The 11,572-nt window shown below is 72.3% G+C and carries 8 protein-coding genes; 2 read left to right on the forward strand and 6 right to left on the reverse strand.

From position 1 onward, the window contains the following. Positions 1 to 40: 40 nt before the first annotated feature. Positions 41 to 322, reverse strand: coding sequence for a hypothetical protein (locus ACFWUZ_RS14215; RefSeq protein WP_384371813.1), 282 nt, complete (start codon positions 320 to 322; stop codon positions 41 to 43). After that, positions 319 to 1,227 (reverse strand): SPFH domain-containing protein, encoded by a 909-nt coding sequence (locus ACFWUZ_RS14220; RefSeq protein WP_384371815.1) that lies wholly within the window; start codon positions 1,225 to 1,227, stop codon positions 319 to 321. The genes ACFWUZ_RS14215 and ACFWUZ_RS14220 overlap by 4 nt, the downstream gene beginning before the upstream one ends. Before the next feature lie 243 nt (positions 1,228 to 1,470). Here ACFWUZ_RS14220 and ACFWUZ_RS14225 point away from each other — a divergent pair, with 243 nt between their 5' ends. Then, complete coding sequence (locus tag ACFWUZ_RS14225) at positions 1,471 to 3,750, forward strand: transglycosylase domain-containing protein (protein WP_384371817.1); 2,280 nt, start codon at positions 1,471 to 1,473, stop codon at positions 3,748 to 3,750. Positions 3,751 to 3,843: 93 nt separating this feature from the next. Here the strand turns inward: ACFWUZ_RS14225 and ACFWUZ_RS14230 are convergent, their stop codons facing one another. The 3 genes from ACFWUZ_RS14230 to ACFWUZ_RS14240 all read right to left on the reverse strand — a co-directional run bounded on the left by ACFWUZ_RS14230 (position 3,844) and on the right by ACFWUZ_RS14240 (position 8,593). Next, positions 3,844 to 6,072: a SpoIIE family protein phosphatase gene (locus ACFWUZ_RS14230; RefSeq protein ID WP_384371819.1), complete on the reverse strand. Its 2,229-nt coding sequence runs from the start codon at positions 6,070 to 6,072 to the stop codon at positions 3,844 to 3,846. 308 nt (positions 6,073 to 6,380) lie between these two features. After that, a complete protein-coding gene (locus ACFWUZ_RS14235; protein WP_384371821.1) occupies positions 6,381 to 7,088 on the reverse strand; it encodes a DUF402 domain-containing protein in 708 nt (235 codons plus the stop codon). Positions 7,089 to 7,189: 101 nt separating this feature from the next. Further along, positions 7,190 to 8,593: a class II fumarate hydratase gene (locus ACFWUZ_RS14240; RefSeq protein ID WP_384371823.1), complete on the reverse strand. Its 1,404-nt coding sequence runs from the start codon at positions 8,591 to 8,593 to the stop codon at positions 7,190 to 7,192. A gap of 108 nt (positions 8,594 to 8,701) precedes the next feature. On the opposite strand from ACFWUZ_RS14240, the gene ACFWUZ_RS14245 reads away from it, so the two are divergent. Next, the gene (locus tag ACFWUZ_RS14245; protein WP_384371825.1) at positions 8,702 to 10,237 is read left to right on the forward strand and encodes a ricin-type beta-trefoil lectin domain protein; all 1,536 of its coding nucleotides are present in this window, start codon (positions 8,702 to 8,704) and stop codon (positions 10,235 to 10,237) included. A gap of 60 nt (positions 10,238 to 10,297) precedes the next feature. Here ACFWUZ_RS14245 and ACFWUZ_RS14250 read toward each other — a convergent pair whose 3' ends face one another. After that, complete coding sequence (locus ACFWUZ_RS14250) at positions 10,298 to 11,068, reverse strand: glycerophosphodiester phosphodiesterase (RefSeq protein WP_384371827.1); 771 nt, start codon at positions 11,066 to 11,068, stop codon at positions 10,298 to 10,300. Positions 11,069 to 11,572 lie beyond the last annotated feature (504 nt).

Consider the following 11,572-nt stretch of genomic DNA (forward strand, 5'->3'; position numbering starts at 1 on the left):
CGGCCGAGTCCTGCTCGGCCGCGCCCCGCCCGTCCCGCTCTCAAGCTCCCGGCGGCGTACGGGGACGCCCGCGCGGCGGGATCGGACCCGCCCCGCCGGGCAGCCGGCCCGCCTCGGCCAGCGCCCTCCGCAGGAGGAACTCGATCTGCGCGTTCGCGCTGCGAAGCTCCTCGCCCGCCCAGCGGGTGAGGGCGTCGTGGACCTGGGGGTCGAGCCGCAGCAGCACCTGCTTGCGGGCCTGCCGGCCCGCCGCCCGGGCCCCGGCCCGGGGTTCGGGCTCGGGCGCGGGGCCGGACGGGGGCGGCGCGCCGGGCGGGGTCACTGGTAGAGGGTGCCCGTGTTGAGCACCGGCTGCGCGGCGCGGTCACCGCAGAGGACCACCATGAGGTTGGAGACCATGGCGGCCTTGCGCTCCGAGTCCAGTTCCACGATCTCCTCCTCCGCCAGGCGGGTCAGGGCCAGCTCGACCATACCGACCGCGCCCTCGACGATCTGCTTGCGCGCCGCCACGACCGCGCCGGCCTGCTGGCGCTGGAGCATCGCGGAGGCGATCTCGGGGGCGTACGCGAGGTGGGTGAAGCGGGACTCGATGATGTGGACGCCGGCCGCTTCCACCCGCGTGCTCAGCTCGACGGCCAGCTTCTCGGTGATCTCCTCGGCGTTGCCGCGGAGCGACAGGCCGCCCTCCTCGTGGGCGTCGTACGGGTACTCGATCGCGATGTGCCGTACGGCCGCCTCGGTCTGCGTCTCGACGAACTCGGTGAAGTCCTCGACCTCGAAGGAGGCCCGCGCGGTGTCCTCGACCTTCCACACCACGACCGCCGCGAGCTCGATCGGGTTGCCGTACGCGTCGTTGACCTTCAGGACGGCCGTCTCGTGGTTGCGGACCCTCGTGGAGATCTTCTCCCGGGTGGTCAGCGGGTTGACCCAGTGCAGCCCGTCCGTGCGGAGCGTCCCCCGGTAGCGGCCGAAGAGCTGGACCACCCGGGCCTCGCCCGGCGCCACCATGTTCAGTCCCGTCGTCGCGACGAACGCCGCGGTGGCCAGGAGGCAGCCGGCCGTGATCAGGAGCGTCACGAGGGCGGCTCCCGACGCCATCGCTCCGACCACGATCAGGCCCGCCCCCGCCGCGATGCCCGCCAGACCGAGCAGCAGGGCGATGCCGCCGCCGGTGCTGCGTGCCGGGAATTCCCGTACCCCATCCACCGTGGTGACCGAGTTCGTCATCTTTTGCCCCGTTTCCCTGAGTCGCGGCCGATCGGGCCGTCTAGCAAAGTGATATCACTTTTTTGCGTAGATGGCACGGGTCGGCAACTCTTAGGCGTTCACGTGCGTCGGTTCCACTGGTGTGGGTGCTGATTCTCACGTCCGAATTGACCGTTATTGGCCTTGGTTGGCCAACCTTTGTCACAGCCTGCGGTGTTAGCTTTCTGAGCTGACGTCGGGGGGTAATCGAGCGGAGCGGGAGCGATGGGCCGAGCAGAAGCGCGTAAGGCGCAGCAGCAGCGCGGTGCGCGGCGGGCGCCGACCGGACGCACCAAGGGCGAGGGGAGCGGCGCCAAGCGCAGCGGCATACGCCGGTTCTTCACCTGGAAGACGATCCTCGGGACCTTCCTCGGGGGGATCCTGGTCCTCATGGCCGCGGCGGTCATCCTCTACTTCTCCGTGGACGAGCCCACCGACCCGAACCTGCAGGCCACCCAGCAGAGCAACACGTACAAGTGGGCCGACGGCTCGATCATGGCCCAGGTCGGCAAGACGAACCGCTCGAACGTGCCGATCGACAAGATCCCGCCCGAGGTCCGCACCGCGTTCATCGCCATCGAGAACAAGTCCTTCTACCAGGACCAGGGCATCGACCTGATGGGTGTGGCCCGCGGCCTGTACAACACGGTCCGCGGCAAGGGCACCGCCGGCGGCTCGACCATCACCCAGCAGTACGTGAAGAACTACTACCTGACGCAGGACCAGTCCCCGACCCGCAAGGTCCGTGAGCTGGTGATCGCCCTCAAGGTCGACCAGCGCATGGAGAAGGACGACATCCTCGAGGGGTACCTGAACACCAACTTCTACGGACGCAACGCGTACGGGATCCAGTCCGCGGCCCAGGCCTTCTACGGCGTCGACGCGGACAAGCTGACCCTGGAGCAGGGCGCGTACCTCGCCGCCGTCATCCAGGCACCCAGCCAGTACGACTGGGCCACCGCCGGCCCGAACGGCAAGTCGCTGGTCATGATCCGCTTCAACGCCGTCCTCGACAACATGGTCGAGATGGGCGAGCTGGACGCGGCCAAGCGCAAGGAACTGAAGTTCCAGGAGCCCATCAAGCCCAAGCCCACCCCGGGCATGGACGGCCAGAAGGGCTACCTGGTCCAGGCCGCCAACGAAGAGATGAACCGGCAGGACGTCACCGACGCCGAGATCGCGGCCGGCGGCTGGGAGATCACGCTCAACGTCGACAAGAAGAAGCAGGAAGCGCTGGAGAAGGCCGTCCAGGACGAGCTGGAGTCCAAGCTCGACCGCAAGGACACCAAGAACCGCCCCCAGGACCAGAGCGTCCAGGCCGGCGCCACCTCGGTGGACCCCAAGACCGGCGCGATCGTCGCCATGTACGGCGGCCAGGGCCTGGCGGAGAAGTCCGCGAGCAACGCCCTGCGCACCGACTACCAGCCGGGCTCGACCTTCAAGCCGATCGTGCTCGCCGCCGCCCTGGAGACCGGAGCGACCACCCAGGACGGCAAGCCGATCAACCCGAACACGCTCTACGACGGCACCAGCAAGCGCCAGGTGGTCGGCAGCAAGATCCCGTTCAACCCGCAGAACCAGGACGACAAGGACTTCGGCAAGGAGATCTCCGTCCAGGAGGCCACCAACTACTCGGTGAACTCCGTCTACGCGCAGATGATCGTGGACGTGAAGCCGCCCGCCGTGAAGAAGACGGCGCTCGCGCTCGGCATGAAGGACCGCAAGGGCTGGCCCGAGGACAAGCCGGCCATGTCGCTGGGCACCATGAGCGCCAACACCGTCGAGATGGCCGCCGTCTACGCCACCTTCGACCACCACGGCAAGAAGGTCACGCCGACCATCATCAAGAGCGCCGAGCACCGGGACCGCGAGTACACGCCGGCCCCCGCCGTCGGCGCGCAGGCCATCAGCCGCCAGACCGCCGACACCGTGACCAAGGTGCTCACGGGCGTGGTCGACGAAGGCTCCGGCAACAAGGTCCAGAGCAGCGCTTACCAGGCCGCCGGCAAAACCGGTACCACCGAGTCCAACGTCGCGGGCTGGTTCACCGGGTACACGCCCGAACTGGTCACCGTCGTCGCGATGTTCGGCGAGGAGCCGGGCACGCACAAGCAGGTCACCCTGACCGGCACCGCCGGCGGAGGCCGGGCCGGCGGCTCCAGCTTCCCCGCGGAGATCTGGAAGGCGTACACGCTGGCCGTGCTGAAGGGCACGGACACCGACAAGTTCGACCTGTCGGAGGCCGAGATGGGCGTCCCGGTGGCGCCGTCCCGCACCAGCTCGCCGGCGCCGTCGACGAGCCCGTCCTCCAACCCGCCGGCGAGCAGCAGCCCGCCGCCGAGCAGCCCGGACCCGACGAAGAGCACCACCCGGTCGCCGGACCCGAGCAACACCCCGCCGAAGTCGCCGTCGCCGACGCCCACGCCGACGCCGACCCCGACGCCGACCAAGAGCGGCCCCAAGCCGCCGGACCCGCCGCTGTTCCCGCAGCCGGAGGACCGCTGACCTCCGGGTGAGACGACGGACGCCGCCCCGCAGCCTTCGGGCTGCGGGGCGGCGTCCGTCGTGCGGGGGCTCCGCTCCGTCGCGGCTGCCCGGTCAGCGCCGCTCGAGCGGCAGCGGGAGCTCGAACCAGACCACCTTGCCGCTGCTCAGCCGGGTGGCGCCCCAGCGGCGGGCCATCCGGTTCACCAGGAACAGGCCGCGGCCGCCCTCGTCGGTGTCCCGGGCCCGGCGCTGGCGCGGCAGCTGCGGGGAGTCGTCGCCGACCTCGCAGCGCAGCACGTCCGTCCGCAGCAGACGCAGGGTCACCGGCCGTTCCGCGTACCGGACGGCATTGGTGACCACCTCACTCACCAGGAGCTCCAGGGAGTCCTGGAGCTCCTCCAGGCCCCACCGGGTCAGGGCGCGGCGGGCGAACCGCCGGGCCCGGCCCGGAGCGGTCTCCTCCGGGTCCAGGAACCAGTACGCGACGTCGCTGGGCGCGATCCCGTCGAAGCGGGCCGCGAGCAGCGCGATGTCGTCGTCCCGGTCGCCCGGGCCGAGCATGTCCAGCACGTCGTCGCACAGGGCCTCCAGCGGCGGCGGATGGTCCAGCCCGGTCAGCTGCGCCGTGGTGGCCAGGCGCTCGCGGAGCTGCTCGATGCCGGTCCACACGTCCCGCAGCCGCGACTCCACCAGTCCGTCGGTGTACAGCAGCAGGGTGGCCCCGGCGGGCGCGTCCAGCTCCACCGCTTCGAAGTCCACGCCGCCCACCCCGATGGGGGCGCCGGGCGGCACCCGCAGCACCTCGGCCCGGCCGCCCAGGTGCAGCAGCACCGGCGGCGGGTGCCCGGCGTTGGCGATGGTGATCCGGTGCGAGACCGGGTCGTAGACCGCGTACAGGCAGGTGGCCATCCGGTCGGAGCCCAGCCGCTGGGCCTGCTCGTCCAGGTGGTGCAGGACCTCGGCCGGCGGCAGGTCCAGCTGGGCCAGGGTCTGCGCGGTGGTGCGCAGCTGCCCCATGATGGCGGCGGAGGTCATCGAGTGGCCCATGACGTCGCCGACGACGAGCGCGACCCGGCTGCCGGGCAGCGGTATCGCGTCGTACCAGTCGCCGCCGACCCGCGCCGTCTCGGCCGCGGGCAGGTAGCGGGAGGCGAGCCGCACCCCGGTGGGCTGCGGCAGGCTGTCGGGCAGCATGGTGCGCTGGAGCTCGTCGGCGATGTACGCCTCGCGGCCGTACAGCACGGCCTTGTCGATGCCGAGCGCCGTGTGGGTGGCCAGCTGGGCGGCGACCAGGAGGTCGTTCTGCTCGAAGGCGGGCCGTTCGGGGCTGCGCAGGAAGACGGCCGCGCCGATCACCCGGCGGCGGCCCCGCAGCGGAGCGAGGACGGCCCGGTTGCCGCGCGGCAGCGGGTGGTCCAGGCCCAGCAGCTCGGGCAGGGCGGCCTTCGCGGCGGCGGAGGACCCGAACACGGGCCGTACGCCGCGCAGCACCTCGGCGAGGGCGCCGCCGGTCTTGATCTCGCACAGCTCGGCAGCGGGCAGGTCGCCCTGCGGGCCGACGAGCGGCAGCTGGCTGAAGTCGAGCTCGCCGGTGGCCCCCGCGGCCCCGGCGAGGTCCATCCCCGCGCCGATGGTGCTGCCGATGTCGGTGAGGTCGTCGATCGGCCGGAGCCGGTCGGTGCGCCGGAGCCTTAACACGACGGGGCCGACGGGACGCTCGTCCCCGACCGGGAGCGGGTCGCGGAGGTAGACGAGGATCGCGTCGGAGAAGGTCGGCACGGTGGCCCGGCACAGGCCGAGCACGATCTCGTCGAGGTCGATGCCGCGGGCGATCCGCCGGGTGGCGGCGCCGACGAAGCGCAGCCGGTCCCCCTCGCGGCGGGCCACGGTGTCACCGGCCGGCGTGCCGCGGGCGGGCTCGGCGGCCTCCGCGGCCTCCGGTCCGGCGGCCGCGCTGCGGGCGGCGTCGACGTCGCGCCGCGCGGCCTCGTCCCCGGCCGCTCCGCCCGCCGGACCGGAGGCGGCGGCATCCGAGGTGCCGGAGCCGGCCGCCCCTATCGCGGCGCCGGCGTCGAGCGGGCCGCCGTCACCCTCGCTCCGGGTGCGGGCCGCCGGGATCTCCGGGCGGGTGGCCTCGACGGCCGGGACGGGTGCCTTGCCGTGGCCGGGCTCGTCCGTACCCGCACCGGCGGCGGCCGCGGCGGCCGCGGCATGGTCGAGCTCGCGGTGCGAGCGGTGCGCCGCGCCGGAGGCGAAGGGCAGGCCGGAACCGCCCGGGGCCGTGGCCGCGGTGGCCGCGGCAGGCTGCGGGCCCTCCTGGGAGGTGGGGTACTCCGTCACGCGTGGAATTCCGTCCGTTTGCGCTCGATGTGCGCTGCACTCAACTCGGTCAGTCGCGGTATACCCGCTCAGCGGCCGGGGCACCATCACCCCGCCAATCCTCCCCCAAACTCCGTCCGGGGGGAGCCCCGCCCACATTCCGTCCGCGGGGACTGCGCCCCTCGTCAGCTCTGGCCCTGCGTTGACCTCCGGTCAAGTTCCGCGTACGGCACGGCACTTACGGATGTACTGCCCGAGCGCACCGCTCCGCGCGCGCGGTCTTGCGGAGGACGATCCTACGTTTGAACCCCCGGGGCGCATCAAGGGTCTCATGAGGTCATATGCGCCGGGGTGCGGTCCCAGTCCTCGGGCAGGACCGGAACCCCCCAGGCCGGATCCGGCCGCCAGTCCTGCCAGCCGTCGGCGAACGGAGCCCCCCACCGCGTGATCACCTCGACGGCCGCGCGCCCGGCGTCCCGGACCCGCCGCGCCTGCTCGCGGTCCATCAGGCCCGAACGCTGCGCCTGGGCGAACTCGTCCTCGTCCAGCCACTTCCAGCTGCGGTCCGGGTAGACGGCGATGTCCAGGAAATGGTCCTCGGAGTCCACCCCGCCGGACCAGCGGGACAGCGGCTCCTCCAGGTTCACGTACCAGTTCTTGAACCGCCAGCCGTTCCCCCAGAACAGCCACACCGACCAGGGGTCCCCGGGCCGGGCCAGCTTCAGCACGCCCCCGCCGAACCAGCGCGAGCGCACGGTGGTGCGCGGCGCGGTGTAGCGGGTGACGAGCGGCTCCTCGTGGACGGGGGTGCCGTCGGCGAGGACCGGTTTGACGCACTCGGTGCCGGGCGCCATCCACACGGCGAGCAGCTCGTCGGTGTCCTGCACCACGGTCACCGGGCGGCAGATGTGCACCGGGCCCTTCAGCCCCGGGGCGTGGTCGCGGTAGCGCCACAGGATCTGCTCCCCGGGAGCCCAGCGCGCGTCCTGCGGGCCGTCGTGCTCGGCGCCGCCCCCGGGCCGGAAGGTACCTGTCATGCGCAGATCTTAGGGCTGGGGCCCCCGCGCCCGCTGCGGTGCAGGTCACGGAGGGGGCCGGGGACGGTAATCGACCGAATCCGGCCCCTCCGGAGGTCCGGTCAGGGGTGCGTCATCCGCAGGACGTCCAGGGCCTCGTCGAGCTGCTCCAGGGTGAGGTCGCCGCGGTCCACGTAGCCGGACTCCAGCACGACCTCCCTGATCGTCTTGCGCTCGGCGAGGGCCTTCTTGGCGACCTTGGCGGCCTCCTCGTAGCCGATCCAGCGGTTCAGCGGGGTCACCACCGAGGGCGAGGACTCCGCGTACTCCCTGGCCCGCGCCACGTTGGCGGTGATTCCGTCGACCGTGCGGTCCGCCAGCAGGCGGCTCGCGCTGCCGAGCAGCCGGATCGACTCGAGGAGGTTCCTGGCCATCACCGGGAGCATCACGTTCAGCTCGAAGTTGCCCGAGGCGCCGGCCACGGTGACCGCCGCGTCGTTCCCCATCACCTGGGCACAGACCATCAGGACCGCTTCCGGGACGACCGGATTGACCTTCCCCGGCATGATCGAGGAGCCCGGCTGCAGATCCGGGAGATTGATTTCGGCCAATCCCGTGCGCGGTCCGGAGGCCATCCAGCGGAGATCGTTGGAAATCTTCGTGAGCGAGACGGCGACCGTGCGGAGCATCCCCGAGGTCTCCACCAGTGCGTCCCGCGCCCCCTGGGCCTCGAAGTGGTTGCGGGCCTCGGTCAGCGGCAGGCCGGTGGCGGCGGCCACCTCCGCGATCACCGCTGCGGAGAAGCCGGGCGGGGTGTTGATCCCGGTGCCGACCGCGGTACCGCCGAGGGGGAGTTCGGCGAGGCGCGGCAGGGCAGCGCGCAGCCGTTCGACGCCGTAGCCGATCTGGACGGCGTACCCGCCGAACTCCTGGCCCAGGGTGACCGGGGTGGCGTCCATCAGGTGGGTCCGGCCGGCCTTGACGACCTGCGCGAACTCGGCGGCCTTGTGCTCCATCGCCGCGGCCAGGTGCTCCAGGGCCGGGATCAGTTCGCCGGTGACGGCCGCGGTGGCGGCGATGTGGATGGAGGAGGGGAACACGTCGTTGGAGCTCTGCGAGGCGTTGACGTGGTCGTTGGGGTGGACATCGCGGCCCAGGCGCTCGGTGGCCAGGGTGGCGATCACCTCGTTGGCGTTCATGTTGGACGAGGTTCCGGAGCCGGTCTGGAAGACGTCCACCGGGAAGTGCTCGTCCCAGCGGCCGTCCGCGACCTCGTTCGCGGCGGAGACGATTGCGTCGGCGACGTCCTGGTCCACCACGCCGAGCCGCGCGTTCACCGCGGCCGCGGCGGCCTTGATCCGGGCGAGGGCCTCGATGTGGGCGCGCTCCAGACGCAGCCCCGAGATGGGGAAGTTCTCCACCGCCCGCTGCGTCTGGGCCCGCCATTTGGCGTCCCGCGGCACCTGTACGTCACCCATGGAGTCGTGCTCGGTCCGGAACGCATCGGCCTGCTGATCTTCTGTCATGTTCGTGGCCTCCTCAAAAAGTTGAGCAATTGTCTTGTTCGGAGTGTTCCCATCTCCCCTACCGACCAGTAAATACCGGGGGTAACACCGGCATTCGGGGAGGCGTTCATGGCACGCGCACAGATGAAACCCAGGCTCAGATCTACCCTCGCCGCCATCGCGGCGGCCGCGGCCGCCCTCGGGGGCGTCACCGCCATCACCCCCATGGCCCAGGCGGCCCCCACCGCGGGGGCGGCCCCCCGGGCCACCCCCCTCCCACCCGAGCTGGAGGCCGTACGCGCCGCGGAGGCCACCAGGATCTACGGGGACCCGGCGGTCCGGCCGATGGGCGAGCGCAGGACCGGGCTCATCTCCCTCGGCGACAGCGAGATCTCGGGCGAGGGCATCGGCACCTACGACCCCGCCACCAACACCCCGGCCAACCAGTGCCACCGCTCGCCCGACGCGGCGATCCACCGCACCGGCATCCCGGCCGACCTCACCTTCAACGTGGCCTGCTCCGGCGGGTACACCGGCAACATCAGGATCGGTGGCAGCAAGCAGTACGCCGACGAGCTGGTGCAGAGCGACAGCCTGGCCGTCAAGGCACGCAATACGAAGATCAAGATGGTGCTGCTCGTCGCCGGCGCCAACGACGACCTCCAGTTCGGCCCGGTCATGACCGACTGCGTCACCCGGTGGGTGCTCAGCCAGGGTACCTGCGAGCCCAAGTACGCGCCGGGCTGGCAGGCGCGCGTCGACGGACTGCGGCCCAAGGTCGAGTCCACCGTCGCCGACCTCAAGACCGTCATGCGCGACGCCGGCTACGCCGACTCCGACTACAAGCTGGTCGTGATGGGCTACCCCAGCCCCATCGGCCCCGACTTCGGCGACAACCCGAACTTCCCCGGCAAGCTCCCCGGAGGCTGCGCCGGCTACGACTCCGACGCCACCTGGGGCCGCAACCACGCGGTGCCCGCCTTCGAGAAGGGGATGCGCGAGGCCGCCCGCAACTCCGGCGCCGTCTACCTGGACAACTCGCGGCTCTTCCACGGGCACGAGGTGTGCATGGAGGACACCTGGGCCCGGGGCCTCTACCTGGACCTCGGCGACCACTTCCCGTGGGACGAGAACACCGCCCGGCAGTCCTTCCACCCCAACTACCGCGGTCACGGCGCCTTCGCGTCCTGCCTGACCCAGCTGTACGGCTCGGGCCTGCGCGAGGCCTCCTGCGCCGACCCCGCGAGCACCGGCACCCCGGTCCTCCAAGCCGGCGCCTGGGACGACAAGTTCAAGCCCCTGAAGAACGAGGCGAACGGCAACTGCCTCGACGCGAAGGCGGCTTCCAGCGCCAACGGCACGCCCGTCACGGGCTGGGACTGCCACGGCGGCCGCAACCAGGGTTGGTGGTACGACACCGCCCGTAAGTCCGTCCACGTCGAACTGACCCAGGACCGCTGCCTCGACGTGCCCGGCGCGGCCTACGGCAACGGCACCGCCCTGGTCCTCTGGAACTGCCACGGCGGCGCGAACCAGCAGTTCGTCCGTGACGGCGCCACCCTCCGCCCCGCGGCTGCCCCCGGCACCTGCCTGACGGTCTCCGCGGCCCGTGAACCGCTGCGCCTGCAGACCTGCAACGGTTCCGCGGCCCAGCGCTTCGTGTAGGACACCGCCCCGCTCCACCGAAGACCCCCCACACCCGGCCGGCGCATCCCGGCCGGGTGTTCACATGTCCGCGAGCAGCTTGCGCACCTCCCGCGGCCGGTTGGTGATGATCGTGTCCACCCCGAGCCGGACGCACAGCTCCACGTCCTCGGGGTCGTCCACGGTCCACACCCGCACCGACAGCCCCCTGGCCCTCAGCCGCGCCACCAGCGCCGGGTCCTGCCGGACCAGGTCGATGCCGGGGCCCGCATGGGTCGCGTACGGGGGCCGCGGCGGGCGGATCCTGCGCTCGACGAGGTACACGGCCGGCAGCCCGGGCGCGAGCCGGTGCAGCCGGGTCAGCGCGGTCCGCGAGAAGCTCATCACCTCGACGAGGCCCGAGGCCCCGTCCGCCAGCCCGTACGCCCGGAGCATTCGCACCAGCTCGGCCTCCAGCCGGCCGCCCGCGCGCGTCGGGTGCTTGGTCTCCACGGCGAGGCCGACCGGCCGGGGTGCGGCCAGTGCCTCCCGCAGCAGGTCCTCGAAGAGCAGGACCCGTGCCCCGGCGTGCTCCTCGCCCTTCCACGCCCCGAAGTCGAGGGCGCGGAGTTCCGCGTACGTCATCCCGGAGACGGCGCCCCGCCCGTCGGAGGTCCGCTCGACCCGCCGGTCGTGCACGCAGACCAGCTGGTGGTCCGCGGTGAGCCGTACGTCGCATTCGAGCGCGTCGGCCCCGTCCGCGACGGCCTGCCGGTACGCGGCCAGCGTGTGCTCGGGGTGCTCGTGGGAGGCCCCGCGGTGGGCGACCACGCGCGTCGCGCGGGCGGTGCGGGGGGAGGACGTGACAGCCATGCGGGAGATCCTTGCGAACCGGGATGAACGGGCGGGCGCGTGCCCGTGTCCCCGACGTTAACCGCAGGGCGGCGCCCGCCCGGACAGGTCGGCGCCGCCGCCGTGCCGCTACGGCTTCGGGCGCGGTGCTAGCGGGGCCGGGGTGACCTCGAACCCGGCCCGGGTCACCGCCTGCCCACCGAGCCGGCGTTCGGCCTGGTGACCACGGCGCTGACCGTCGCGGTCCTGCCGCCCGTGACCGGGCAGTCCACCTCAGCCTCGGACGTGCCGGTGACGTCGTGCTCGGGCGAGCAGTGGTACACGGTCACCTCGCCCCGGGCGTGGCGTCGGCATGCCGCTCTTCCCCTCGGGGTCCGGCATCGTGAACTCCCGGTGCGAGGTCTGCTGTTCGGTACGGGAACAGCCTCGCCGGGACCCCACCGGTGATCCGTCTGCCGACCGGCCGACAGGGAGGGAGCCTCTCCGCCGAACGGGGGAGGAGCCCGCGCCCGCGTCCGGCCCTTC

Origin of the sequence: Streptomyces sp. NPDC058646, from assembly GCF_042716875.1 — a bacterium.
GTDB lineage: Bacteria > Actinomycetota > Actinomycetes > Streptomycetales > Streptomycetaceae > Streptomyces.